Origin of the sequence: Catellatospora sp. KI3 (assembly GCF_029948125.1) — a bacterium.
Taxonomy (GTDB): domain Bacteria; phylum Actinomycetota; class Actinomycetes; order Mycobacteriales; family Micromonosporaceae; genus Catellatospora.
In genome coordinates, this window is record NZ_JASAMB010000006.1 from 114,576 (window position 1) to 139,623 (window position 25,048).

The following is a 25,048-nucleotide window of genomic DNA, read 5'->3' on the forward strand; positions in this document are numbered from 1 at the left end:
ACCGGGCAATGTTCCCGACGCCTGGACACGTCCTTGGAGTCGAGGGGGTGACTGTGACCTACGAGGAGTTCGCCACCGCCCGGCTGGCCGCGCTGTCGCGATACGCGGTCATGCTCACGGGTGACCAGCATCTCGCGCAGGACCTGGTGCAGGAGACGATGGTGCGGGCGCAGCTGCATTGGCGCAAGGTGTCGCGGGCCGAGTCGCCCGAGCGCTACGTGAAGCGCATGATGATCAACCAGTACCTGGACTGGCGCCGCGGTTCCTGGTTCCGCCGGGTGTTCCTGCGCGCCGAACCGGACGAAACGGTCGCCGTGCCGCACGACCTGGCCGAGCGCAGCGCCCAGCGCGACGCGATCTGGTCCGTGCTGGCCACGCTGCCTCGCCAGCAGCGCGCCGCGCTGGTGCTGCGCTACTACGAAGACCTCGCCGACGCGGAGATCGCCGACATGCTCGGCTGCACCGTCGGCACCGCCCGCGGCTACATCTCCAAGGCGCTCACCCGGCTGCGCGAGTCGGCCGGGGCGCAGCTCAGCATGGGAGCGATGCGATGATCGAGGAAGAGCTGCGGGCGGTGTTCCGGGCCCACGAGGCGCAGGCGCCCGAGCCGGAGCCGCTGCGGCGGGCCATCGACACCGAGACCGGGCGGCGGCGCCGACGCCGGACCGCGGTCCGGACCAGCCTGGCCGGGGTGCTCGCGGCGCTCGTCATCGCGGTGCCGGCCACCCTGTGGCGCGGGGCCGACGTGCTGCCCGGCCCGGTCACCGGCCTGACCGGCTTCGCCCGGCCGTCGCCCGAGCCGGTGCCCTCCGGCGCGCTCAACCTGCTCCTGCTCGGGCTCGACCAGATCGGCGTGATGCCCGACGCGCGCGCCGACACCGTCGCGCTGCTGCACCTGCCCGCCGACGGGCACGCGGCGTACCTGGTGGCGCTGCCGCGCGACCTGGCGGTGGACATCCCGGAGCACGGGCGGCACCGGCTCAACGCCGCGTACACGTACGGCGGGGTCGCGCTGGCCCGGCGGACCGTCGAGCAGGCCACCGGCGTGCGCGTGGACGCCGTCGCGACGGTCAAGCTCAGCTCGGTGCGCAGCATCGTCGACGACCTCGGCGGGGTGCCGGTGTGCCTGCCCGCGAGCGTGAAGTCGCGCCACACCGGGCACGTCTACCCGGCGGGCTGCCGTGACCTGGCCGGGGCCGAGGCGGCCGACCTGCTGCGGCAGCGGGGCAACGGCGTGCCCGACGGCGCCTACGGCCGCGACCGCAACGGCCAGCGGGTGCTGCTCGGCCTGGCCCAGCGCGCCGCCGAGCTGAACCTGCTACTGGACGCGGGCAAGCTGCACCGGCTGCTCGGCACCCCGGGGGTCAGCCTGGACACCGGCGGGATGAGCCTGCTGGGCCTGGCGATGCGGCTCAACCGGGTCGACCGCGCCGAGATCACCGGCATCACCCAGCCCGGCTTCCGCGCCGACGGCCACGGCCGGGAGCTGCTCGACGAGCAGGTGGGGCCGCAGCTGCTGGCGGCACTGCGCCAGGACGGCATGGCGTCCTTCGCCGCCACGCATCCGGACTGGCTGCTTCACACGTAGTCGTCCTCGGCGGGCACGGCCACGACCCGCTGCTCGACCTGATCCCACTCCGAGGCCGGGGGCAGCGACGCCTCCGGCGCTCCGATGGGCTGGTCGGGCAGCGCGTTGAGGAGGTCCTCGTCGGCGAGGGGATCGGCCAGGGCGGCCTGCTCGAGCGCGTCGGCCTCGGGCACGCCTGCCGCGTTCTCGGTCATTGCTTCACGGTACGACCGCACTTGCCGGTTCGCCAGCAGATGTTGCTATCGGCGTACAAGATGACCATATGGGGTTTCTGATCCGTTGGGTGATCAATGCCGTGGCATTGGCGGTCACCGTCTGGGTGGTGAAGGGCATCGACGTGTACGGCTCGACGACCGTGCGCAACGTCCTCACCCTGATCGCCGTGGCGCTGATCTTCGGCGTGGTGAACGCGGTGCTCAAACCGATCATCCACGTGCTGGGCTGCGTCTTCTACGTGCTCACCCTCGGCCTGTTCGCGCTGCTGGTCAACGCGCTGCTGTTCATGCTGGTCGGCTGGCTGTCGAACCTGCTGCGGCTGCCGTTCCACGTCGAGGGCTTCTGGCCCGCGTTCTGGGGTGCGATCGTGATGGCCGTGGTGAGCTGGGCGCTGAGCCTGCTGGTCCCGGACCGGATCGAGCAGCCCGCCTGAGGCGATCGCGCGCCGGACACCAGGGGTGAATTCGCCAGGTCAAGTGACGTAGGCAATACTCCTGTAACGAGGACAGCGCGGTCTTCCCGCAGCCGCCACGGCAGGCGACACCACCGCCGCGGTCATCCGCGAACACGCTAGGAGCGTTCACAGATGCCTATCGCATCCCCTGAGGTCTACGCCGAGATGCTCGACCGCGCCAAGGCCGGCGCGTTCGCCTACCCCGCGATCAACGTCTCCTCCTCGCAGACGCTGCACGCCGCCCTGCAGGGCTTCGCGGAGGCCGAGAGCGACGGGATCATCCAGATCTCCACCGGCGGTGCCGAGTACGCCTCCGGCCCGACCATCAAGAACATGGTCACCGGTTCGGTCGCCTTCGCCGCGTTCGCGCACGAGGTCGCCAAGAACTACCCGGTCAACGTGGCGCTGCACACCGACCACTGCCCCAAGGACAAGCTGGAGAAGTTCGTCCGCCCGCTGCTGGCCATCTCGGCCGAGCGCGTGGCCAAGGGCGAGAACCCGCTGTTCCAGTCGCACATGTGGGACGGCTCCGCGGTCCCGCTGGACGAGAACCTGCGCATCGCCGAGGAGCTGCTCGCGCTGACCTCCGCCGCCAAGATCATCCTTGAGATCGAGGTCGGCGTCGTCGGCGGCGAGGAGGACGGCGTCGTCGGCGCCATCGATGAGAAGCTGTACTCCACGGTCGAGGACGCGCTGGCCACCGCCGCCGCGCTGGGCCTGGGCGAGCGCGGCCGCTACATGACCGCGCTGACCTTCGGCAACGTGCACGGCGTGTACAAGCCGGGCAACGTCAAGCTCCGCCCCGAGATCCTCAAGGAGATCCAGGAGGCGGTCGGCTCGAAGTACGGCAAGGACAAGCCGTTCGACCTGGTGTTCCACGGCGGCTCGGGCTCGCTGCTGTCGGAGATCCGCGACTCGCTCGACTTCGGCGTGGTCAAGATGAACGTCGACACCGACACGCAGTACGCGTTCACCCGCCCCGTGGTCGACCACATGATGCGCAACTACGACGGCGTGCTGAAGATCGACGGCGAGGTCGGCAACAAGAAGGCGTACGACCCGCGCGCCTGGGGCAAGGCCGCCGAGGCCGGCATGGCCAAGCGCGTCATCGAGGCCTGCAACGACCTGCGCTCGACCGGCACCAAGCTCAAGTAGTCCACCCGGATCGCCACGGCGGTCCCGGCCCGCGTTCGCGCCGGCCGGGGCCGCCGTTCGCGTCCGCGGAAGACGTGAGTCCGACAACACCGGCGCCGCACGCGCCGCGCTGCACCCAAGCGCTGACGGGAATCGGTACGATCGTCCGGATCCGCGTCTAGACAAGGAGACCCGCCGTGCTGGGCATCGAGGGGTACGAGCCAATGTGGCACCACGATGCGAACGCGCTGGCCGGGGCGCACCGTCATCGGTTCGCGCGCATCATCGGACAGCCGCTGGTCGGCTCCTGGCTCATGTGGGACCTCGACTCGCAGTGCTGGTTCACCGGCGGACCCGTCGTCCTGGGCTTCCCCGACGCCAACATCGAGATCACCCACCGCAAGTTCGACGAGTGCGCCATCAGCTGGGACACCATCGACATGCAGGCCTCGCTGGACTGGCCCGGCCTGCGCCTGGACTGGTGGGCCGACACCCACCCGGCCATCCTGTCGGCGCGCGGGCGGCCGCTCACCCGCGTCAACATCATCGAGCGGATCAGCCCCAACTCCTGGCGCCCCCAGGTCCTGCACGCCGTCGAGTTCTTCTTCGGCGACCAGCGCCTCGCCCTCTTCAACGCCATGGACGAGAACGGCCTCTCCGGCGACCCGGAGGTCTCCCTCCCCGTCGGCTTCTGGCGCCGCATCCCCATCGCCTGACCCGCGCCCCGCGCCGCGCCCGCGCCAAGATCGGGTGCAGTTTCGGGGAAAGTGCAGGAATCTTGGCGCGAATTCCAGCACTTTCCCCGAAACTGCATGATCAACTGGGTGCGGCGCGCGCGGCGGTACGCCAGCTGCTCGGCGTCCACCCGACAGGGCGCGGGCGCGTGGCCGGACGGGTGGTCAGGGCGGCCGGGTCAGGGTGTCGGCGGGCAGAGGATCGCCAGTGCCTCGTCGACGTCGTCGGTCACGTGGACCAGGTCGGCCGCGCCGGCGCCGGACAGCAGGGTGCGGAGCAGGGCCGGGGCCGGGATGTCCTCGGTCCAGAAGCGGCGGCCGAGGAAGACGAAGGGGCCGCTGTCGCCGTCGCTGGCGTAGTAGGTCTTCGTGGCGGCCTGGAAGACCTCCTGCACCGTGCCCGCCCGGCCGGGGGCGAAGACGATGCCGCCACGGGACACGCGCAGGATCACGTCCTCGCGGATCGCGTTGGAGAAGTACTTGGCGATCTGGCCCGCGAAGACGTTGGCGGGTTCGTGGCCGTACAGCCAGGTGGGGACGGACAGGCCGCCCGCCCACGGGTCGTCGGTCGGGTGCGCGGCCTGCAGCTTCAGCGCGGCCCGGGTGTACGTGTCGTGCTGGCGGAAGTCCGGCGCCCGCTCCAGCTCGCCGATCGCCCCGGTGAGGGTCGCGGCGTCGTACCCGGCCAGTGCGGAGCCCAGGTTCGCGGCCTCCATCACGCCCGGCCCGCCGCCCGTGACGACCAGCCGCCCGGCTCTGGCCAGCCCGTGCCCCAACGCCGCCGCCAGCCGGTACGCCGCAGAGCCGCGCGGCTCGGCGTGCCCGCCCATCACCCCGATCCGGTGCGAGCTCGGCACGTCGGCCAGCGCGTCCGACAGCGCGTTGTCGATGCCGTGGTCGTGCAGCCGCTGCGCCAGCGCCTCGCGCACCCCGGCGTTCGGCCCGCCCTCGGCCACGAAGTGCCGGTAGACGCGGGTGTCGTACATGTTCTCGAAGCCGCCGTCGGCGAAGCCGGCCACCAGGTCGGCCGAGGTGTACAGCCGGGCCGGGTGCGTCGGGTACGGCGCCCAGTCGGCGGCCGGCACCACGTGCGCGCCCCGGCGTACCAGCGCGGCCTCGGCGGCCAGGGTCGGGAAGGTGCAGCCGATGAAGACGGCGTCCTTCACCTTCACGTGCGACAGGTCGGCGGCGACGGTGAGGCCCTGCACGGTCAGCCCGGCCAGACTGTGCCTGGCCAGGTGCTCGGCGAGCTCCTCCTGGGATTCGATCTCGAGCGGGGTGGTGGACGGCATCAGCCGAGTATGCCCGTGACGAATCGCTCAACCGCGTCGAGGGACATCCCGTCGGGTTTTCGGTTGAATGACCGTATGCGCAACCTGATGCCCGAGCCGCCCGCCACGCTGCTGCCCGCCGACGAGGCGGCCGAAGCGGCCCTGGCCGCCGCCGCCGACCCCATGCCCGTGGCCGCCGCGCACCCGACGTTCAGCGGCGCGTGGGCCGCGCTGGCCCAGGGCGCGCTCGCCGCCGACCAGCCCGTCACCGCGTACGCCTACGCCCGCACCGGCTACCACCGGGGCCTGGACCAGCTGCGCCGCAGCGGCTGGAAAGGCCACGGGCCGGTGCCGTGGTCGCACGAGCCCAACCAGGGCTTCCTGCGCTGCCTGCACGCGCTGTCGGTCGCCGCCGCGGAGATCGGCGAGGCCGACGAGGCAGCCCGCTGCGCCCAGTTCCTCCGCGACTGCGACCCCGCCGCCTTCGACGCCCTCAACAGCTGAGCTGAGTTGCCGGCGCCCGCCTTCGCGGGCGCGGGCTTCCGTCCCTACCGTGATTCGGGCCCACCTCCGGTGGGCGGCGATGGCAGCCGCGCGTCGCTGCATCGCTGCGCGATGTCACGCTCCTTCGCGGCAACCATCGGCGGACGGAATCCGGTCGGTGGTCGGTGTCCTTGGTGGGCGAGCTACAACCCCTCGGCTACTGCTGCTGCGATGCGGAGCCAGGCGTCCTGGGACTCGTCGGACAGGCGGCCGTAGTCGATGGGCTCGCCCGAGTCGAGCATGCGCTCGTACGGGGCGATGAGGACGGCTCGGGTGCGGGCCGCGAAGTGGCGCTCGATCGCCGGGATGTCCAGCTCCTTGCGGCTGGGCGGCAGCGACACGATGGTGACCGCCTGGCGGACCAGACGGCTGCGGCCGGTCTGCTCCAGGTGGTCGAGCATCCGGGCGGCGGTCTCGGCCGAGTCGTTGCGGGCCGACATGGTCACCACGAGCTGGTCGGTCGCGTCGATCGCGGCCTGCCAGTTCTCCGCGCGTACGTTGTTGCCGGTGTCCACCATGATCAGCTTGTAGAAGCGGCTGACCACCTCGCGGATCTCCGAGAAGGCGTGCGCGGTCAGCATCTCGCCCGCGGTCGCCGACTCGTCGCTGGCCAGCACCTCGAACATGCCGTCGCCCTGCGCGCGCACGTACTGCGACAGGTCGCCGACGCGGCTCTGCGCCCCGGTGAACTGGCCCAGGTCGCGCATCAGGTCGCGCACCGTACGCGAGTGGAAGTCCTGCTGCGAGCGCATGCCCAGGGTGCCCTGGGTCTCGTTGTTGTCCCACGCCAGCACGTACCCGCCGCGCTTGCGGCCGAAGGTCATCGCCAGCAGCAGCACCGCCACGGTCTTGCCCGCGCCGCCCTTGGGGTTGACCACGGTGATCTGGCGCAGGCCGCCGAAGTTGCGGCGGACCAGATCGGTGGCGCGGCGGACCTCCTGCTCACGCTGGCCCGGGTTCAGGTTCACCAGCCCGAACGTCGCGCTGCGCAGCGCGGCCTGGATGCCCATCCGGGCCACCGGGTCGGCCGGGCGCTGGGCCCGCCGCCGCGCGAACTCCTCGGCCGTGGGCAGGTAGACCTCGCCCGCGCCCGGGACGGCCGGGGCGCCGGGGATGACCGGGGGCACCGGCTGGCCCGGCGGCGGGGCGGGGACCGGACCGCTCGACTGCGGCACGGGCCATACCCCCGGCTGGGTCTGCTGGGGCGGCACGGCCGTGACCGGCGGGCGCTGCACGGGTGGCACCGCCGGGGCCCGGCCGGACGGCGCGGAACCCGGCTGTCCCTGACCGGCGTGGCCCGGCCCGCCCTGGGTCTGCACCACCGGCTGCGCCTGCACCACCGGCTGCGCCTGCACCGCCGGTTGGACCTGCGCGAACGGCTGCGGCTGCGCTGAGGGCTGGGCCTGCACCAGCGGCTGCGCTGGGGGCTGCGGCTCCGTGGGGGGCGTCTGCGCCGGAGCCTGGTTGATGCCGCTGGCCTGGGGCTGCCGGACCGGCAACTGGGGCGGCCGGGACTGCCCAGCCGGGCCCCGGTCCGCGAACTCCGACCAGGAGTCCGGGTCGTCGGGCCGGGCAGCCGGGGCGTCCGGGCCGATCAGGGGCAGCGCCGGGTCGCGGCGGTCCAGGGGATGCGACACGGGCTCGTCGTATACGGGCACCGGGATGGGGCCGGGCGGCAGGTGCGGCGGGGGCACCGGCGGCGGGCCGAACGGTGACGCCGGTCCGGCCTGGTCCGCCCCGGCCAGCGGCAGCCGCGGCGTGGCTCCGGGCGCGGCACCCGCCTGCGGCTGGGGCTGCGCGGTGGCGGGCTGGTGCGGCTGGACCGGGATCGGGGCGGCATGCGGCTGCACCGGGATCGCGTTCGTCTGCAGCGGCACCGGCGCGGCGCCCTGCGGCCGCGCGGGCGGCAGCGGGAACGCCGCGGTCTGGTCCAGCGGCACCGACTGCGGGCCCGCCAGCGGGATGCCCGCCTGCGGCGCGGACACCGGCATCGGTACGCCGGCGACCGGCTGCTCGCCCGGACGGCGGACCGGTGCCGAGGCGCGCGCACCGGCCGGCCGGTTGGCCTCCTCCGCCGGGCCGCTGATCTCGTCCGGCGGCCACTCCCACTCGGTCATGCCAGTCTCCCCAGGTCAGTCCGTGCCACCCGGGTTCCCTCCCGCCTTCGGCGGGGACGACCCGGGTCCGCGTTTCCCGGGGCTCAGCCTAACCAGTGCGCGCAGCCTTGAAACCCACCCATTTCAACCTGTGTACACCGCCCACGCGCCCGGCTCGATCCACCAGGAACGCTTGCGCGCCAACGACCCCGCGACCGAGTCGTCCACCAGCGGGACCTCGGCGTCGCGCGGCGTCACCGACACCGCGCGGCCGCGCGCCCGGCGAACCTCGATGCGCAGCCGGGCGCGGCCGAACATCGGCTTGTGTGTGACCGGGACCGCTACTGCGACCTCGATCACACCGTCGGCCGGGTCGGCGGAGTTCAGCAGCGGCAGGCCGCCCGCGCGGGCCACCCCGGCCGCGTTGGCCACCGCCACCGCGAGCAGCGGGTCCGCCCCGTCGGTGAGCAGCAGGTCGTCCACCTCGACCCGGCCCAGCCACTGGGCCGGGCGGCCGTCGCCATCGGCCCCGCCGACCAGTACGCCGTCCAGGGTCACCGAGCCCCCGTCGTGGCGCAGCAGGTCCAGGCGCCGGACCCCGTCCCCGAGCACCGCGGCGGCCACCTCGGCGGGCTGCCGGGGCAGGCCCAGCTGCCCGGCCAGGTCCTTGGCGGCGGCGTCCAGCGGCAGCACCGCGACCGCGGGCAGATCCGGCACGGTACGGCCCGTGACCAGGTCCTCCGGCCGCTTCGACGGCGGCGGGGCGTACCGGCGCACCATCCGGCGCAGCACGTGCCGCAGCTGCCCGTCCCCGGTCACCGCGACCACCAGCCGCGTCTTGCCGTCGGGGTCCGGCCAGGTCAGGCCGTCGGCGCGCGGCGGGCCGTCCAGCCGCGCCAGCACCCCGTCCACCTCGGCGTCCGAGCAGGCCACGACCGTCTCCACCCGGGCACCGGCGGCCCGCAGCGCGTCGGCGCAGTGCAGCACCGGCGTACGCGGGGCGGGCGACTGCTTGGTGTGACCGTCGCCGCAGCTGTCGTCGCCGCAGCAGCCGTCATCGGGCTCGACCATGCTGAGCAGCACCACGTCGTACAACGGACGTCCTTCCTTCGGCCTTGCCCGGGCATCCCCGCCCGATCAAGCTGTTAGCCTGGCACCCCGGGGTCACCACAGCCGTGCGTGGCCGCGCGGCTCGCCTAGGAGGCGAAGGAAAGATGCCAGCGATCGTGCTTCTCGGCGCCCAGTGGGGCGACGAGGGCAAAGGCAAGGTTACCGACCTGCTCGGATCACGCGTCGACTACGTGGTCCGCTTCTCCGGCGGCAACAACGCCGGGCACACCGTGGTCACACCGGACGGGCAGAAGTTCGCGCTGCACCTGATGCCCAGCGGCGCCCTGCACCCGAACGCCGAGATCGTCCTCGGCAACGGCGTCGTCATCGACCCGAAGGTGCTGCTCGCCGAGATCGACGGCCTGGCCGAGCGCGGCGTCGACGTCTCGCGCCTGCTCATCTCGGCCGACGCGCACCTGGTCATGCCGCACCACCGCGCGCTGGACCGCGTCGTGGAGCGCTACCTGGGCAACGCCCGCATCGGCACCACCGGCCGCGGCATCGGCCCCGCGTACGGCGACAAGGTCGCCCGCATGGGCATCCGGGTGCAGGACCTGCTCGACCCGGGCATCCTCCGGCAGAAGCTGGAGCTGGTGCTGCGCGAGAAGAACCAGATCCTGTTCAAGGTGTACAACCGCAAGGGCTTCGACGTCGACGCCGTCGTCGAGGAGTACCTGACGTACGCGGAGCGGCTCAAGCCGTACATCGCCGACACGCGGCTGATCCTTAACAAGGCCCTGGAAGAGGGCAAGACCGTGTTCATGGAGGGCGCCCAGGCGACCCTGCTCGACCTCGACCACGGCACCTACCCGTTCGTGACCTCGTCGAACCCGACCGCGGGCGGCGCCTGCGTCGGCAGCGGCATCCCGCCGACCCGGATCACCTCGGTCATCGGCGTCATCAAGGCGTACACCACGCGCGTCGGCGCCGGCCCGTTCCCCACGGAGCTGAACGACGAGATGGGCGAGCACCTCCGCAAGACCGGCGGCGAGTACGGCACCACCACCGGCCGCCCCCGCCGCTGCGGCTGGTTCGACGCCGTCATCGGCCGCTACGCCGTCCGCGTCAACGGCCTCACCGACCTGGTCCTCACCAAACTCGACATCCTCAGCGGCCTCGACCAGGTCGCCATCTGCGTCGGCTACGACGTCGACGGTGAGCGCTACGACGAGATGCCCATGACCCAGACCGCCTTCCACCACGCCAAACCCATCTACGAGTGGATGCCCGGCTGGTGGGAGGACATCTCCAAGATCCGCGACTTCAACGAGCTCCCAGAGAACACCCAGCGCTACATCGAACGCCTGGAAACCCTCTGCGGCACCCGCATCAGCATGATCGGCGTAGGCCCCGGCCGCGAAGAAAACGTCCTCCGCCACCCCCTCCTCTAACCCCCACCCGCCCTGCCCCACCCCACCCCCGCTATAGCCCGTTGATCATGAACTTATGGCACGGCTCGACGGCGTGTCCTGTGCACAGGTTCCTGATCAACGGGCGGGTTATCCACAGGGTTTTGCACAGGGGTTGAGCGGGCCGCTCGCTGTGGGCGAGGTTGTTCGTCATGCTCGCAGTGCAACGACTGGTGGAACGGCAGGACGGGCTGATCACCGCGGCTCAGTGTCGTGAGTTGCGGTTGTCGACCGGGCAGGTCAAGTGGTACCTGCGCCATGGGCTGTGGCGGGTGATCAGTCGTGGCGTCTACCTGGTGGACGCGGACATCAAGGGTGATGCGCCACCGGGCGCCAGGGCGATGGTCCGGGCCGCGGTACTGACCGGCGGTCCGCACGCGGTCGCCGTGCTGGAAAGCGCCGCAGTCATCCACGGTCTGCACGGTCTGCGGCTTGACGGCCGGTTGCATGTCAGCCTGCCCGGGAAGCTGGCGGTGCCCAGGCGGCTCGGCGATACCAGCGTCGTGCCGCACCAGCTCACGCTGGCCGAGGGCGAGGTGATGACCGTGGACGGAATCGCCGTCACCACGCCGCTGCGTACCGTCGCTGATCTGATGCTCAAGGTCGATCGGCTGGCGGCGGTGTCCGTGCTCGACTCGGCCCTCCATCAGGGACTGTTCACCGAGGACGATTTCCCGCGACTGCACGGTGCGCTCGACGGTCGGCGCGGGGCTGTCCGCGCCCGCACCTGGGTCGATCTTGCCGACGGCCTCGCCGAATCGCCGTTGGAGACCCGGTCTCGGCTGCGTTGCGTCGACGGCAAGGTGCCGCCCGACGAACTGCAGGCGGTGATAGTCGACTCCGTCGGCGTGGCGATCGCACGGGTGGACCTCCTGTGGCGCTCGGCGCGGCTCATCGGTGAAGCCGACGGCGGCGAGGTCCACGAGCGGCCCGAGGCGGTGTTCCGTGACCGGGAACGGCAGAACGCGTTGGTGAACGCCGGTTACCGCGTGATCCGGTTCACGTGGCGGGACACCCTCGATGCTCGGACCATCCCGGCGATCGTGCGCCGTGCCCTCGCCTGGCCGACATGAGCGAAGTCGATCAGGAAGCTGTGCACGGGACACACCGTCGAGCCGTGCCATAAGTTCATGATCAACGGGAAAGGTAGGGTGGGGGGGTGCGGGTATTGGTGGTTGGTGGGGGTGGGCGGGAGCACGCCCTGGTGTTGGGGTTGGTGCGGGATCCGCAGGTGACGGCCGTTATCGCGGCGCCGGGGAATCCGGGGATCGCGGAGGTGGCGCAGGTTCGGGCCATCGACCCGATGCGGGTTGAGGAAGTGGCTCGGCTTGCCGTCGAGGTCGAGGCGGATCTTGTCGTGGTGGGGCCGGAGGCGCCGTTGGTGGCGGGGGCGGCTGACGCGGTACGGGCCAAGGGGATCCCGGTGTTCGGGCCCTCGGCCGCGGCGGCGCGGATCGAGGGGTCGAAGGACTTCGCCAAGCAGATCATGGTGCGGGCAGGGGTGCCGACCGCCCGCGCGTACACCTGCACCACGGCCGACGAGGTCGCGCACGCGCTGGACACGTTCGGGGCGCCGTACGTCGTCAAGGATGACGGGCTGGCCGCGGGCAAGGGTGTCGTGGTGACCGAGGACCGCGACGCGGCGCTGCGGCACGCGGCAGGCTGCGCCCGCGTGGTCGTCGAGGAGTTCCTCGACGGGCCCGAGGTGTCGCTGTTCGTGGTGACCGACGGCGAGAACGCCCGCCCGCTGCTGCCCGCGCAGGACTTCAAGCGGATCGGCGACGGCGACACCGGCCCGAACACGGGCGGCATGGGCGCGTACGCGCCGCTGCCGTGGGCGCCGCCGGAGCTGGTCGACCACGTCATGGAGACGGTGGTGCACCCGACGCTGCGGCAGATGCGCGCCGAGGGGTACCGGTTCGAGGGCCTGCTCTACGTCGGACTGGCCATCACCAAGGCCGGCCCGAAGGTGATCGAGTTCAACTGCCGCTTCGGCGACCCGGAGACGCAGTCGGTGCTGGCGCTGCTGGAGACGCCGCTGGGCGGCCTGCTGCACGCCGCCGCCACGCACACCCTGGCCGAGCACCCGGAGCTGCACTGGGCCGACGGCTCGGCGGTGACGGTCGTGGTGGCCGGTGCGGGGTATCCGGAGCAGGCGCGTACCGGCGACGCGATCAGCGGGGCCGAGGGACTGATCCACGCGGGCACCGTCCGCGACGGGCACGGGGTGCTGCGCTCGTCCGGCGGCCGGGTGCTGTGCGCGACCGCGACCGGCCACGACCTGGCCGCGGCCCGCGCCGCCGCGTACGAGCTGGCGGCGCAGGTCGACCTGCCGGGCGGGCAGTACCGCACCGACATCGCGCTGGCGGCCCAGGAGGGCCGGGTCGTCTCCCCCTGGTCCTGACCGGACCCGCAGGTCACCCCCGCAGCAGGCGGGGGATGACCTTGCCGGTGGCGGTACGGGGCAGTTCGCTCAGGAAGTGCACGTCCCGGGGCACGCTGAACCGGGCCAGGTAGTGGCGCACGTACTCGCGTACCTCGTCGCCGCTGAGCTCCTGGCCCGGGTGCAGCACCAGGTACGCGGCCAGGCGCTGGCCGTACTGCGCGTCGGGGACGCCGACGACGGCGACCTCGCGCACCTGCGGCAGCCGGGACAGCAGCTCCTCGACCGGGCGCGGGAACACGTTCTCGCCGCCGGAGACGACCATGTCGTCGGCGCGGCCGTCGACGTAGAGCAGGCCGGTGGAGTCGAGGTGGCCCAGGTCGCCGGTGGCCAGCAGCCCGTCGCGCAGGTCCTCGGCGCCGGAGGTGTGCGTGTACCCCTCGAACAGCATCTCGTTGCCGACGTGGATCTGCCCGACCTCGCCGGTCGGCACGGGGCGGCCGAACGGGTCCAGGACCGCGACCCGGGTGCCGTGCGGCGGCCGCCCGGCGGTCCCCGGATCGGTACGCAGGTCGGCGGGGGTGGCGATGGAGGCCCAGGAGGCCTCGGTGGAGCCGTACAGGTTGTAGAGGCAGTCGCCCCACTCGTCCATGAACCGCTTGGCCAGGCTGCCCGGCATCGCCGAACCGCTGACGGCGACGATGCGCGGCGGGTGCTGCGGCACGGCCCCGGCCTCCATCAGGCGCTGCAGCATCACCGGCACGGCGAACAGGGCGGTGCAGCCGTACTCGTCGATCGCGGCCGCCGTGGCGGCGGGGTCGAAGCGGCGCTGGAGCACCACCGTGGCGCGCATGGCCAGGGCGAGCTGCAGCGCCGCGTACCCCCAGGTGTGGAACAGGGGCGCGGCGATCAGCACCCGCTCGCCGCCGAAGTCGCGCCCGCGCGGCGAGGCGTGCAGCGGGATCCGGTCGATGATCGAGACCAGCGGGCCGAAACCCCGGGGGATCGGCCGCCGCGCACCCTTGGGCGCGCCGGTGGTCCCTGAGGTGAGCACGATGGTACGGCCGGAGCGGCTGACCTCGCCCCACCGGTCCTGCGGCGGCGTGTGCGCGATCAGCGCCTCCAGCGCGGCCTCGTCCAGGCGCTCGCACCCGGCCGTGGCCGCGACCGGCGCGAACTCGCGGTCGTGCACCAGCAGGCGCAGCTCCTGCTGCTGCGTGACCGCCGCGAGCTGCGGCGCGGACAGCGCGACGTTGACCAGCACCGCGTCGGCGCCGATCAGGGAGCAGGCGACCATCGTCTCGATCAGCCCGGCGTGGTTGCGGCACAGCAGCCCGACCCGGTCGCCGGGGCGGATGCCGCGGGTGGCGGACAGGGCGTGGGCGAGGCGCTGCGAGCGGTGCAGCAGCTGGCGGTAGGTGACGGGGCCGCGCTGCTCGTCGAGTACGGCGACGCGCTGGGGGTCGCGGGCCTCGGCGGCGCGCAGCTCGCCGGCGAGGGTGAAGCCCCAGCGGCGCAGGGTGTTGAGCTGGTCGGCGACCCGGTTGGGGGAACCGGGGCGCAGCAGGCCGCGCCGGGCCAGGGTTCGGACGATGAAGAGCAGGTCCACCGTTGGCCGCCTCTCCTGGGACCGTCTGGGTTGCCCGTGACATTACCCGCCGGTAACTAGTGTGTGAAGCCGCCCCGGCTGTGATTTAAATCGACGCTGGCCTATCCAGTAGACGGAAATCCGAAAACCGTCTTCTGGATAGGCCAGCGTCAATAAAAGGGGCAGGGGGTGGGGCGTGGTCAGCGGAGGGAGGCACCGGTGATGGCGCGGGCGATGACCAGGCGCTGGATCTCGCTCGTACCCTCGAAGATGGTGTAGATCTTCGCGTCGCGGTACCACCGCTCCACCGGGTGTTCACGCAGGTAGCCGGCGCCGCCCAGGATCTGCAGCGCCTTCTCGGTGACCGACACCGCCGTCTCGCCCGCCTTGAGCTTGGACATCGAGCCCTCGCCCGCCTCGAACGGCCGGTTGTTGCGGCCCATCCACGCCGCCCGCCAGACCAGCAGCCGGGCCGCGTCGATCTCCATCTTCATGTCGGCCAGCGCGAACGCGACCGCCTGGTTCTCCACGATCGGCTTGCCGAACTGGACCCGGCCCTTGGCGTACTCCAGCGCGTACTCGTACGCCGCCCGCGCGATGCCCAGGGCCTGGGCGCCGACGGCGGGGCGGGACAGCTCGAAGGTGCGCATCGAGGCCTGGCCGGAGGAGCGCTTGCCGGAGCGGGCGCGGTCGAGGCGGGCGTCGAGGGCGTCCTTGCCGCCGAGCAGGCAGCGGCCGGGCACGCGTACCTCGTCGAGGAAGACGTCGGCGGTGTGCGAGGCGCGGATGCCGAGCTTGCGCAGCTTGCGGGCGGTGCTCAGGCCCTTGGTGCCCGGCGGGATGACGAAGCCGGCCTGGCCGCGCGAGCCGAGCGTCGGGTCGACCACGGCGGTGACGACGTGGACGTTGGCGATGCCGCCGTTGGTGGCGTACGCCTTCTGACCCGTGATGATCCACTCGTCGGCGGCCTCGTCGTACACGGCGCGGGTGCGCATGGCGCCCACGTCGGAACCGGCCTCGGGCTCGGTGGAGCAGAACGCGGCGACCTTCGGGTCGTCGGCGGTGCCGAAGCACTGCGGCACCCACTCGGCCATCTGGTCCGGCGTACCGCTGCCGAAGATGCCCGCGACCGCCAGCGACGTGCCCATGATGGCCAGCCCGATGCCCGCGTCACCCCAGAACAATTCCTCGCTGGCGATGCACATGGACAGGCCGCTCGGGTCGGCCCACAGGTTCGCCAGGAACTCGAAGTCGTATAGGCCGATCTTGGCGGCCTCCTGGATGACGGGCCAGGGGGTCTCTTCCCGCTCATCCCACTCGGCCGCGGCCGGGCGCACGACCTCGCTGGCGAAGCCGTGCACCCAGTCCCGCAGCTCCCGCTGCTCCTCGCTGAGGTCGAGGGAAAACTCGAGCGAGGACATGTCCTAGGCCTTCGGGATGTTGAAGAGGTTCGCGATGTTGGCGGCGAGCGCCAGGTCGCCCTTGGCCTTGAGCTTGCCGGTCATGAACATCATGACGGGGTTGCCGTTGCCCGAGACGACCTTGAGGAAGTCCGCGGGGCCGACGGTGATGGCGAGCTTGGGCTCCTTGACCGGGGACGGCGACAGCACGCAGGTGCCGTCGGCGATGGTCAGCTCGTACGTGTCCGAGCCGCCGCCCGCTCCGCCGGTGATGATCCAGTGGATCACGGCGTTGGTGTTCCCGGCCCGCTCCGGGCGGAACAGGGCGGGCATCCGGCCGAAGATCTCGTCGAGGATCTTGCCGCGCAGCTCGCCGCTGAGCACCTCGTTGAGCTGCGCGTCCGACGCCGACTTCACCATCTGGGCGAAGGCCTGGGGGTCGAGGTTGCTGTAGTCGGACAGGTCGATCTCGGACATGATGTGTCCTCCGATACCTCAGGAGCCAATAAACTTACGCGTGCGTAACCTTACGTAACAGTAGATAGGCTGGCAAGGTGCAGAGCAGACGAGTCCCCCGAGGCGGCAGAGTCCCGCGCGCCGAGCGTGAGCAGCAGATGCTCGACGCGGCGGTGCAGGTCTTCTCCCGCCGCGGCTTCCACGCGGCCAACATGGACGAGATCGCCGAGCTGTCGGGCGTGTCCAAGCCGATGGTCTACGCGTACCTCGGCACGAAGGAAGAACTGTTCGTCGCCTGCCTGCAGCGCGAGTCGATGCGGCTGGTCGACAACCTCCAGGCGGCCGCCGATCCCACGCTGCCGCCCGACCAGCAGCTGTGGCAGGGCATGCGGGGGTTCTTCGAGTTCGTCGGGGCGCACCGCGACGGCTGGTCGGTCCTCTACCGCCAGGCGCGCAACCAGCACCCGTTCTCCGTGGTGGTCAACGCGATGCGGGAGACCGTGCTGGAGGTGATCACCGACCGGCTCGACGCCGCCGTACGCGCGGAGGGGCGCCAGGCGAAATCAGAGGACATCACCGCGATGGCGCTGACGCTGGTCGGCGCGAGCGAGTCACTGGCGGACTGGCTCGCCGACCATCCCGAGGAGGACGCCGGCCGCACCGCGACCCGCCTCATGAACGCGGTCTGGCTCGGTGCTGAGCAGCTGCTGCGCGGCGAGCTGTGGCGCCCTGGTCAGGAGTAGTCCGCCATCGCGCCCCAGCGCGTTGAGAAGGGGCCCTTCTACCACGTAAAGCGATAAGAAGGGTCCCTTCCTTGCGCCTGAACGGCGGGTCAGCTGGCCGCGGGGCTGGCGCTGGGGCGCAGCACCGCGCAGGCCTCCATCGCCTTGACCACGGCCGGGTCGGCGGTGGACAGCTGCTGGCCCTGCTGGAATTGCACGCCGTGCTCGGCCAGGCAGTTGCGGTACGCCGCGTTGGCGCCGTTGTCGCGCCCGCCGTTGCGGAAGCCGTTGCCGCCGGGGCCGAACGAGGGCCGTACCGAGGCGCATGCCTCCTGTGCCTTCTGCCAGGCCTCCTGGGTGACGCCCTCGGGCAGGAAGTTCCCGCCGGGGAAGCCGCCGCCGGGCTGGCCGCTGGGGCGTACGCGGTCGGTCGGGAACGCGGTCGGGAAGCCGGTCGGTCGCGCGGTCGGCCGCCCGCTGGCGTTGCCCCGGCCGCCGAAGCCGCCGCCGAAGTTGTCCGGCAGCGTGATCCCCTGCTGCTTCAAGCAGTCGGTGTACGCCGCCATCGGGTTGCCGCCGGTGTCGCCGCTCGCGGCCGGCTCGTCGCTCGAACCGCAGGCGGACAGGCCCACCAGCGCGGTCGCGGCCGCGGCGAACACCGCCACGCCGAGACGCGGACGTGTCATCAGCTTCATCACGCCCCACACCTTCGGCCATCCGCCTCGACACTCCCTCGACCGAACCTCAGAGCACCCTCGGAGTCGCGAGTTCTGAGCTGACTCCGAGGTCGGGTGGAGGGATCACCGAGCGGGGCCCTGGACACTGCCCGACCATGACGTTCGTTGTGCGCAAGAAGCGGCGCGGCCTGCTCGTCGCGGCCGGACTGGTCGCGGTGGCCGCGGTCGCGGCGGGTGCGGTGCTGCTGCTCGACACCGATGACGCCGCCTCCACACCGCCCGCGACGGTCCAGGTCAAGCGCGGCGACGTCACGGCATCCGTGGCCGCCTCGGGCAAGGTCGCCCCGGTAGCCACGCGCGAGCTCGGCTTCACCCTGTCCGGCACGCTGACCTCGGTGACCGTCAAGCCCGGTGACGAGGTGACGCCCGGCGAGGTGCTCGCCGCGATCGACCCTGCCGACGCCCAGGCCGCCGTCGCCGACGCGACCAACGCGCTCAGCCAGGCCCGGCAGGCGCTGACTGACGCCGAGGACGCCGCCGACGCCTCGGCCGCGGCGAAGGCGTCGGCCGCCGCGTGCGCCTCGGCGGCCGCGAAGGCCGCCGCCCTGTCCACCAGGACCAGCCCCAGCCCGAGCCCGAGCCCGAGTACGTCGGCGACCGTCGCGCCGTCGGCGTCGGCCTCTCCCCGCGCGTCGTCCGCTCCACGCCCGTCGGCGAGCTCCGGCGGCGGCTGCGGCACCACCGGCGGGTCCAGCGGCGGCGGCTCGACCGGCGGCGGTCGCGGCAGCGGCGGCGACGCCATCTACAGCGCCCAGGTCTCGGTGAACAAGGCCGAGCAGACGCTGGCCCGGGCCGAGCGCGAGCTGGCCGGTACGGAGATCACCGCGCCGGTCGCGGCCAAGGTGCTCACCGTCTCCGGCCGGGCCGGCGACGAGGTGCGCTCGGGCACGTTCATCACCCTGGGGGTGGTCGAGCAGATGATGGTCCAGGCGCAGTTCGCCGAGGCCGACGCGGTGACCCTGGCGGTCGGCCAGCAGGCCACGGTCACGCTCGCCAACCGCCCCGGCGAGACGCTGCCGATGACCGTGAGCCAGACGGCGGCGACCAGCACCTCCTCCGGCTCGTTGGTGCGGTACGAGGTGCTGCTGTCCTTCGACGGCTCGCCCGAGGGCCTGCTCATCGGCCAGAGCGCCACCGCCGCAGTGGTGCTGAACAGGGCCGAGAGCGTGCTCTACCTGCCCCAGTCGGCGGTCCGGGTGACCGGCAGCGGCACCGGCGAGGTCAAGCTCGTCGACGGCCAGGTGCGCCCGGTGACCGTGGGCCTGCGCGGCGACGGCAACGTCGAGATCGTCGCCGGGCTCGACGCGGGCGACACGGTACGGCTGAACGCCCGCTCATAGACCACTCCCACGCTGCTCCCAGGGTTCTCCGAGGTGGCGGGCGTACATCTGGTTCCCAGGTAGCGTGGACAGAACGTGGAGGCCGCAGTGACACAGCCGGAACGCACCCGGACCAAGGTGCTGGTCGTCGATGACGAGACCAACATCTGCGCCCTCCTGTCGGCCACGCTCCGGCTGGTGGAGTTCGACGTCCGGGTCGCGCACAACGGGCGGGACGCGCTCATCACGGCCGAGGACTTCGACCCCGACCTGGTCGTCCTCGACGTGATGCTGCCGGACCTGGACGGCTTCGAGGTGGCCCGGCGGCTGCGCTCGGAGGCCCGCGCCCAGGACGGCAACCTGGTCCCGGTGCTGTTCCTGACCGCCCGCCACTCGGTCGAGGACCGCATCTCCGGCCTGACCATCGGTGCCGACGACTACGTCACCAAGCCGTTCAGCCTGGAGGAGGTCGTGCTGCGGATCCGCGCCATCCTGCGCCGCAGCCGCCCCGGCGGCGAGCAGGCCGACAGCGGGGTGCTGCGCTACGCCGACCTGGAGCTGCACGAGGACGCGCACGAGGTGCGCCGCGGCGGCAAGCTCATCGACCTGTCCCCGACCGAGTTCAACCTGCTCCGCTACCTGCTGGTCAACGCGGGCCGGGTGGTGTCCAAGGCGCAGATCCTGGACCGGGTGTGGAGCTACGACTTCGGCGGCGACGGCCGCATCGTCGAGTCGTACGTCTACTACCTGCGTAAGAAGGTCGACAAGTGGGATCCGCCGCTGATCCACACCGTCCGCGGCGTCGGGTACGCCCTGCGGCTGCCCCGGGGTGCGCAGGAGTGATCCGCTCGCTGGCCCGGCCGCCGTGGCGCCGGTGGACGCTGCGTACCCGGATGGTCGTCGCGGTCGTCGGCCTGGCCGCCCTCGCCCTGGTCGTCACCAACCTCGCCGCCACCACCACGCTCAAGCACTACCTGGTCCAGCAGCTCGACAACGACATCCGGCGGTTCGGCGGCGCGCCCGGCTTCGGCGGGTTCGGCAGCGGCAACCGTCCCCAACCGACGGCGACACCCAGCACCTCGACGGAGACCGGCCGGGGCGGGCCCGGCGGTTACAGCGACCGCTTCCCGCCGGGCCTGTCGGACGTCGCCCTGTGGACCTTCGACCGCAACGGCGAATCGCCCCGCTACGAGTCGTTCACCGGGCTCCTCCAGTCCGAGGCTCCGCAGTTCGGCAGAGGCGACGAGATCAAGCAGCTGCGCCAGAACACGCCGTTCACCGTCTCCAGCCCCTCCGGTGACGAGTTCCGGGCCATCGTCCGGCAGTCCCCCGACGGCAACTACCGCATCGCCGTCGGCTCGCTGAGCCGGGTCGAGGGCACCACCGACCTGCTGCTGTTCGGCGGGCTCGCGGTCAGCGCGCTGGTGCTGCTGCTGCTCGGCTTCGGCGCGCACCGGCTGGTGCGCATCGGTCTGCGCCCGCTCACCGAGATGGAGGAGGCGGCGGCGCACATCGCGGGCGGCGACCTGACCGCCCGGGTGCCCAGCCCCGATCCGCACACCGAGCCGGGGCGCCTCGGACTCGCGCTGAACACCATGCTGGGCCGGATCGAGTCCGCGGTGACCGCGCGTACCGAGTCCGAGCAGCGGCTGCGGCAGTTCCTCGCCGACGCCTCGCACGAGCTGCGCACCCCGCTGACCTCGATCCGGGGCTTCGCCGAGCTGTACCGGCGCGGCGGCGCCCCGCCCGGCCCGGAGCTGGACGAGACGATGTCCCGCATCGAGCAGGAGGCGTCCCGGATGGGCCTGCTCGTGGAGGACCTGCTGCTGCTCGCGGCGCTGGACGAGGAGCGCCCGCTGCAGCGCGGCCGGGTCGACCTGCTCGTCGTCGGCGCCGACACGGTCCGCGACGCGCACGTACGCAGCCCGCAGCGCAACGTCGAACTGGACGGCTTCGAGCCGGTGACCGTGCTCGGCGACGAGCACCGGCTGCGGCAGGTGGCCACGAACCTGGTCGCCAACGCGCTCCAGCACACCCCGCAGAGTGCCCGGATCACACTGCACGTGTCGCGGCGCGATGACGACGACGACCGGGAGCGGTTCGAGCTGCCGGTGCACCGCGACCCGCTGCCCGTGGTGGCGGCAGTCGGCGCCGACCTGCCCGAGGGCATGCCGCTGGCCGTGGTCGAGGTGACCGACACCGGGCCCGGGGTGCCGCTGGAGCACGCCGAGCGCATCTTCGAACGCCTCTACCGGGCCGATCCGCACCGGGCCCGCAGCCACGGCGGGGCCGGACTCGGCCTGGCCATCGCGACGGCGATCGTGCAGTCGCACGGTGGCCGGATCGAACTCGCCACCGCCCCGGGCGCCGGCTCGACCTTCCGCGTCCTGCTCCCGCTTGCTACTTGACGCGCATCAGCGGCCTCGTTTGATACCTACAGGGCCTGTAGGTATCAAACGAGGCTCCGTTTGCTACTTAACGCGCATCAGATGTATGTCACCGAGTCGGCCGCTTCAGGCCGCGACTGCGGTGTACGGCCGGAACGCGATGTCCAGTTCGGCGTTCAACGCGGCGGCGAGCCGAGCCAGCAGTGGCACCGTGGGCGTCGCACCGCCCGACTCCAGGCGGGAGAGCTGCGGCTGCGTCATACCCGCACGCTCGGCCAGCTCTGCCTGCGTCAAACCTAGTTCGATCCGCCGGTCGTGATCGACAAAGGTGCCGGACCGGAGCGGCTGGGATTCCGAGGTGGCTCCGAGGTTCGTGGGAGGTGGCGCTCAGAGGGTGCCGCGACGATGCTCGCCATGCGATTCTGGCGAGCTGTCCCGCTCGGGCGGACCGCGCTGCTCAACAGCGCTCTGGTGCTGGTGCTGGTAGGCGGCGGCGTCTGGGCCTATTTCATGATCAATGGCGACGGTACGCCGGCCGCGGCGACGACCGTACGCACGGTGGCCGTGGCGCAGGGCAAGGTGACCGCGACGGTGACCGCCGACGGCACCGTGGCCTCGGCCAACACCATGTCGGCCGACTTCACCACGGCCGGCACCGTCACCGCGATCAAGGTGAAGGTCGGCGACCGGGTCGCCAAGGGCGCCACGCTGGCGACGGTCGACGCGACCGAGGTGACCGAGAACCTGGCCACCGCCAGGCGCAACCGCAGCGCGGCCGCCGAGGCGCTGGACCGGGCCGAGGACGGCGGCGACGACAGCTCGATCGCCAACGCCGAGAACCAGCTCGACCAGGCCGACGCCGCCGTGAAGTCGGCGCAGCGGGCCGTGGACGGCACGGTGCTCAAGGCCCCGATGGCCGGGACCGTGGTCGCGATCAGCGGCGCGGTCGGCGGCTCGTCGGGCGGCTCCGGCGGCGGCAGCGGTTCGAGCAGCGGCTCCTCCTCAGGGTTCGTGCAGCTGGCGGACCTGACGAAGCTGAAGGTGTCGGCCAGCGTGGCCGAGGCCGACGCCACCCGGCTCAAGCTGGACCAGGCCGCCACGGTCGCCTGGAACGCGCTCAGCGGCGTGACCGCCACCGGCCGGGTCACCGCGATCTCGCCGACGGCGAGCTCCGGCAACACGGTGGCGTACCCGATCGAGGTGGCGCTGGACAGCATCCCGGAGGGGACCCGGCTCGGGCAGACGGTGAGCCTGACCGTGACCGTCGACGAGGTCGACGGCGCGGTGTACGTGCCCGCGGCTGCGGTCAAGACGGCTGGTGGCCGTACCACGGTGACGGTGGTGGCCAACGGGGTGCAGGAGACGCGGGCGGTGCAGATCGGGCTCAAGGGCGACTCGTACACGGTGATCGTGTCGGGGCTGGAGGTCGGTGAGCAGGTCGTGCTCGCGACCGTCACCAGCACGACCAACAACCAGCAGTTCCCCGGCGGCGGTCCGGGCGGGTTCACCGGCGGTGGCTTCGGCGGCGGTCCGGGCACCGGCGGCACCGGTACGAACCGGGGCACCCGATGAGCCGCCCGGTCCTGGAGGTGCAGGACATCGTCAAGACCTACGGCGAGGGCGAGGCCACCGTGCACGCCCTGGCCGGGGTCACCCTCACTGTCGAGCGCGGCGAGTACCTGGCCATCATGGGCTCGTCCGGCTCCGGCAAGTCCACGCTGATGAACATCCTCGGCTGCCTGGACGTGCCCAGCTCGGGCACGTACCGGCTGGACGGGGTGGACGTCAGCGAGCTGAACGAGGCGCAGCTGGCGCTGGTGCGCAACCGGCGCATCGGGTTCGTGTTCCAGTCGTTCAACCTGATCCCGCGTACGAGTGCGCTGGCCAACGTGGAGCTGCCGCTGGCGTACCAGGGCGTGAAGCCCGCGGCCCGCCGCGAACGGGCCCTGGCCGCACTCGACCTGGTCGGCCTGGCGAACCGGGCCGAGCACGACCCGAACCAGCTCTCCGGCGGCCAGCAGCAGCGCGTCGCCGTGGCGCGGGCGCTGGTCAGCGAGCCGGCGCTGCTGCTGGCCGACGAGCCCACCGGCAACCTGGACAGCAAGTCGACCCGGGACGTGCTCGCGATCCTCGACTCGCTCAACAACGAGGGCCGCACCGTCGTGCTGATCACGCACGAGGACGAGGTGGCCGCGCACGCCCGGCGGGTGATCCGGCTGGTCGACGGCCAGATCGTCCAGGACGTGCGCAACCGGCCGCTGGACGCGGCCCGGATTCGAGAGGAGGTCGGAGCGTGAGCTTCTGGGAGGTGTTCAAGTTCGCGGTGCGGGGCGTGTCCGCCAACAAGCTGCGCTCCGGCCTGACCGTGCTCGGCATCCTGATCGGCGTCGCGGCGGTGATCCTGCTGGTCGCGGTCGGCAACGGCTCGGCCAAGTCGGTCGAGGACAGCCTCAAGGCGCTGGGCACCAACACGCTGCAGGTGCAGGGCGGGCGCGGCGGCGCGACCGGCTACCGCACCGACCTGACCCTCGACATCGTCAAGGCGCTGCAGGACAAGGAGTCCGCGCCGGACGTCAAGAGCGTCTCGCCGGTCGTCAGCAGCTCGCAGACGGTCACCTTCGGCGACACCTCGTACGACGTGAACCAGGTGATCGGCACGTACCCGTCGTACTTCGAGGCCTCCAACAGCAAGGTGGGGACCGGGGGCGGGTTCACCGATGAGGACGTGGACCAGGCGTCCCGGGTGGCCGTGATCGGGGCGACCACCGCGTCGGAGGTGTTCGGCACGGTCGACCCGGTCGGGCAGCAGATCGGCATCGGCGGGCAGATCTTCTCCGTGGTCGGCGTACTGGAGAAGAAGGGCTCGACCGGCTTCAACGACCCCGACGACGTGGTGATCGCGCCGCTGTCGGCGGTGCAGCGGGCGCTCACCGGCTACGGACCGGTCTCGTCGATCACCGTCGAGGCGGTGAACGCGGACGCGGTCGCCTCGGCCAAGGCTGAGATCACGTCGATCCTGAACGCGAAGATGCACGTGGCGGAAGGGGCGCGCAGTACGCCGTACCAGATCCGGGACGCCTCCCAGCTGCTGGCGACCCGGACCGAGACCGCCGAGACCTTCACCGTGCTGCTGGGGGCGGTCGCCGGGATCAGCCTCGTGGTCGGCGGCATCGGCATCACCAACATCATGATGGTGTCGGTGACCGAACGTACCCGCGAGATCGGTATCCGCAAGGCGCTCGGCGCACCGCGCCGGGTGATCCTGACCCAGTTCCTCATCGAGGCGACGCTGCTCAGTCTCGCGGGCGGCGGATTGGGCGTCGGCGCCGCCCTGATCGGCGGCAACTTCAAGATCGTGGGCATCCAGCCCGTCATCGTGCCCAGCTCGGTGCTGCTGGCACTGGGCGTGTGCGTGGCGATCGGCCTGTTCTTCGGCAGCTACCCGGCCAGCCGCGCGGCCGGCCTGCGGCCCATCGACGCACTCCGGTACGAGTAAGGGAG

25 protein-coding genes are annotated in these 25,048 nt (G+C 72.0%); 16 read left to right on the forward strand and 9 right to left on the reverse strand.

The features are described 5' to 3' along the window. The first annotated feature begins 47 nt into the window (after positions 1-47). Positions 48-554 carry a SigE family RNA polymerase sigma factor gene (locus tag QEZ54_RS12345; protein WP_348650536.1) on the forward strand — a complete coding sequence of 169 codons (507 nt, stop codon included), beginning with the start codon at positions 48-50 and terminating at the stop codon, positions 552-554. After that, positions 551-1,588, forward strand: coding sequence for an LCP family protein (locus QEZ54_RS12350; protein ID WP_281304698.1), 1,038 nt, complete (start codon positions 551-553; stop codon positions 1,586-1,588). The genes QEZ54_RS12345 and QEZ54_RS12350 overlap by 4 nt, the downstream gene beginning before the upstream one ends. Here QEZ54_RS12350 and QEZ54_RS12355 read toward each other — a convergent pair. Continuing rightward, positions 1,579-1,782 (reverse strand): hypothetical protein, encoded by a 204-nt coding sequence (locus tag QEZ54_RS12355; RefSeq protein WP_281304699.1) that lies wholly within the window; start codon positions 1,780-1,782, stop codon positions 1,579-1,581. The genes QEZ54_RS12350 and QEZ54_RS12355 overlap by 10 nt on opposite strands. Before the next feature lie 68 nt (positions 1,783-1,850). Between QEZ54_RS12355 and QEZ54_RS12360 the strand changes: the two genes are divergently transcribed. The 3 genes from QEZ54_RS12360 to QEZ54_RS12370 all read left to right on the forward strand — a co-directional run bounded on the left by QEZ54_RS12360 (position 1,851) and on the right by QEZ54_RS12370 (position 4,108). Next, positions 1,851-2,237 (forward strand): phage holin family protein, encoded by a 387-nt coding sequence (locus tag QEZ54_RS12360; protein WP_281304700.1) that lies wholly within the window; start codon positions 1,851-1,853, stop codon positions 2,235-2,237. A gap of 153 nt (positions 2,238-2,390) precedes the next feature. Continuing rightward, positions 2,391-3,413, forward strand: coding sequence for a class II fructose-bisphosphate aldolase (gene fbaA, locus QEZ54_RS12365; RefSeq protein ID WP_281304701.1), 1,023 nt, complete (start codon positions 2,391-2,393; stop codon positions 3,411-3,413). 176 nt (positions 3,414-3,589) lie between these two features. Then, on the forward strand, positions 3,590-4,108 hold the full coding sequence (locus tag QEZ54_RS12370; RefSeq protein ID WP_281304702.1) for a hypothetical protein: 519 nt from the start codon (positions 3,590-3,592) through the stop codon (positions 4,106-4,108). Between the two features lie 197 nt (positions 4,109-4,305). On the opposite strand, the gene QEZ54_RS12375 is transcribed toward QEZ54_RS12370, so the two are convergent. Next, positions 4,306-5,418, reverse strand: coding sequence for a hypothetical protein (locus QEZ54_RS12375; RefSeq protein WP_281304703.1), 1,113 nt, complete (start codon positions 5,416-5,418; stop codon positions 4,306-4,308). Between the two features lie 75 nt (positions 5,419-5,493). On the opposite strand from QEZ54_RS12375, the gene QEZ54_RS12380 reads away from it, so the two are divergent. Next, positions 5,494-5,901, forward strand: coding sequence for a DUF3151 domain-containing protein (locus QEZ54_RS12380; protein WP_281304704.1), 408 nt, complete (start codon positions 5,494-5,496; stop codon positions 5,899-5,901). A 182-nt stretch (positions 5,902-6,083) separates the two neighbouring features. Here the strand turns inward: QEZ54_RS12380 and QEZ54_RS12385 are convergent, their stop codons facing one another. Continuing rightward, the gene (locus tag QEZ54_RS12385) at positions 6,084-7,931 is read right to left on the reverse strand and encodes a chromosome partitioning protein (protein ID WP_281304894.1); all 1,848 of its coding nucleotides are present in this window, start codon (positions 7,929-7,931) and stop codon (positions 6,084-6,086) included. Between the two features lie 249 nt (positions 7,932-8,180). Next, the gene (locus tag QEZ54_RS12390; RefSeq protein WP_281304895.1) at positions 8,181-9,107 is read right to left on the reverse strand and encodes a diacylglycerol kinase family protein; all 927 of its coding nucleotides are present in this window, start codon (positions 9,105-9,107) and stop codon (positions 8,181-8,183) included. A gap of 143 nt (positions 9,108-9,250) precedes the next feature. On the opposite strand from QEZ54_RS12390, the gene QEZ54_RS12395 reads away from it, so the two are divergent. The 3 genes from QEZ54_RS12395 to purD all read left to right on the forward strand — a co-directional run bounded on the left by QEZ54_RS12395 (position 9,251) and on the right by purD (position 12,959). After that, positions 9,251-10,537 (forward strand): adenylosuccinate synthase, encoded by a 1,287-nt coding sequence (locus QEZ54_RS12395; RefSeq protein ID WP_281304705.1) that lies wholly within the window; start codon positions 9,251-9,253, stop codon positions 10,535-10,537. A gap of 170 nt (positions 10,538-10,707) precedes the next feature. Next, positions 10,708-11,628 carry a type IV toxin-antitoxin system AbiEi family antitoxin domain-containing protein gene (locus QEZ54_RS12400; RefSeq protein WP_281304706.1) on the forward strand — a complete coding sequence of 307 codons (921 nt, stop codon included), beginning with the start codon at positions 10,708-10,710 and terminating at the stop codon, positions 11,626-11,628. 86 nt (positions 11,629-11,714) lie between these two features. Next, positions 11,715-12,959 (forward strand): phosphoribosylamine--glycine ligase, encoded by a 1,245-nt coding sequence (gene purD, locus QEZ54_RS12405; RefSeq protein WP_281304707.1) that lies wholly within the window; start codon positions 11,715-11,717, stop codon positions 12,957-12,959. 13 nt (positions 12,960-12,972) lie between these two features. Here purD and QEZ54_RS12410 read toward each other — a convergent pair whose 3' ends face one another. The 3 genes from QEZ54_RS12410 to QEZ54_RS12420 form a co-directional block, all read right to left on the reverse strand. Further along, positions 12,973-14,547 (reverse strand): AMP-binding protein, encoded by a 1,575-nt coding sequence (locus QEZ54_RS12410; RefSeq protein ID WP_281304708.1) that lies wholly within the window; start codon positions 14,545-14,547, stop codon positions 12,973-12,975. Positions 14,548-14,726: 179 nt separating this feature from the next. Then, complete coding sequence (locus QEZ54_RS12415) at positions 14,727-15,947, reverse strand: acyl-CoA dehydrogenase family protein (protein ID WP_281304709.1); 1,221 nt, start codon at positions 15,945-15,947, stop codon at positions 14,727-14,729. Positions 15,948-15,950: 3 nt separating this feature from the next. Then, positions 15,951-16,403 (reverse strand): SCP2 sterol-binding domain-containing protein, encoded by a 453-nt coding sequence (locus QEZ54_RS12420; RefSeq protein ID WP_281304710.1) that lies wholly within the window; start codon positions 16,401-16,403, stop codon positions 15,951-15,953. Positions 16,404-16,540: 137 nt separating this feature from the next. Here QEZ54_RS12420 and QEZ54_RS12425 point away from each other — a divergent pair, with 137 nt between their 5' ends. Further along, positions 16,541-17,125 carry a TetR/AcrR family transcriptional regulator gene (locus QEZ54_RS12425; protein ID WP_281304896.1) on the forward strand — a complete coding sequence of 195 codons (585 nt, stop codon included), beginning with the start codon at positions 16,541-16,543 and terminating at the stop codon, positions 17,123-17,125. 89 nt (positions 17,126-17,214) lie between these two features. Here QEZ54_RS12425 and QEZ54_RS12430 read toward each other — a convergent pair whose 3' ends face one another. Next, complete coding sequence (locus tag QEZ54_RS12430; RefSeq protein WP_281304711.1) at positions 17,215-17,790, reverse strand: hypothetical protein; 576 nt, start codon at positions 17,788-17,790, stop codon at positions 17,215-17,217. Between the two features lie 146 nt (positions 17,791-17,936). Between QEZ54_RS12430 and QEZ54_RS12435 the strand changes: the two genes are divergently transcribed. The 3 genes from QEZ54_RS12435 to QEZ54_RS12445 all read left to right on the forward strand — a co-directional run bounded on the left by QEZ54_RS12435 (position 17,937) and on the right by QEZ54_RS12445 (position 21,568). Next, on the forward strand, positions 17,937-19,181 hold the full coding sequence (locus tag QEZ54_RS12435; protein WP_281304712.1) for a biotin/lipoyl-binding protein: 1,245 nt from the start codon (positions 17,937-17,939) through the stop codon (positions 19,179-19,181). Between the two features lie 87 nt (positions 19,182-19,268). Continuing rightward, a complete protein-coding gene (locus tag QEZ54_RS12440; RefSeq protein WP_281304713.1) occupies positions 19,269-20,003 on the forward strand; it encodes a response regulator transcription factor in 735 nt (244 codons plus the stop codon). Then, complete coding sequence (locus QEZ54_RS12445; RefSeq protein ID WP_281304714.1) at positions 20,000-21,568, forward strand: HAMP domain-containing sensor histidine kinase; 1,569 nt, start codon at positions 20,000-20,002, stop codon at positions 21,566-21,568. The genes QEZ54_RS12440 and QEZ54_RS12445 overlap by 4 nt, the downstream gene beginning before the upstream one ends. Before the next feature lie 105 nt (positions 21,569-21,673). On the opposite strand, the gene QEZ54_RS12450 is transcribed toward QEZ54_RS12445, so the two are convergent. After that, positions 21,674-21,853 carry a helix-turn-helix transcriptional regulator gene (locus QEZ54_RS12450; protein WP_281304897.1) on the reverse strand — a complete coding sequence of 60 codons (180 nt, stop codon included), beginning with the start codon at positions 21,851-21,853 and terminating at the stop codon, positions 21,674-21,676. 108 nt (positions 21,854-21,961) lie between these two features. On the opposite strand from QEZ54_RS12450, the gene QEZ54_RS12455 reads away from it, so the two are divergent. From QEZ54_RS12455 to QEZ54_RS12465, 3 genes are read left to right on the forward strand one after another with little or no spacing between them, the layout of a single operon-like run. Then, positions 21,962-23,119 (forward strand): efflux RND transporter periplasmic adaptor subunit, encoded by a 1,158-nt coding sequence (locus QEZ54_RS12455; protein WP_281304715.1) that lies wholly within the window; start codon positions 21,962-21,964, stop codon positions 23,117-23,119. Then, on the forward strand, positions 23,116-23,844 hold the full coding sequence (locus QEZ54_RS12460) for an ABC transporter ATP-binding protein (RefSeq protein WP_281304716.1): 729 nt from the start codon (positions 23,116-23,118) through the stop codon (positions 23,842-23,844). The genes QEZ54_RS12455 and QEZ54_RS12460 overlap by 4 nt, the downstream gene beginning before the upstream one ends. Further along, entirely contained in the window at positions 23,841-25,043 is a 1,203-nt protein-coding gene (locus tag QEZ54_RS12465; RefSeq protein WP_281304717.1) for an ABC transporter permease, read from the forward strand. Before QEZ54_RS12460 ends, QEZ54_RS12465 begins: the two co-directional genes overlap by 4 nt. The last annotated feature ends 5 nt before the right edge of the window (positions 25,044-25,048 follow it).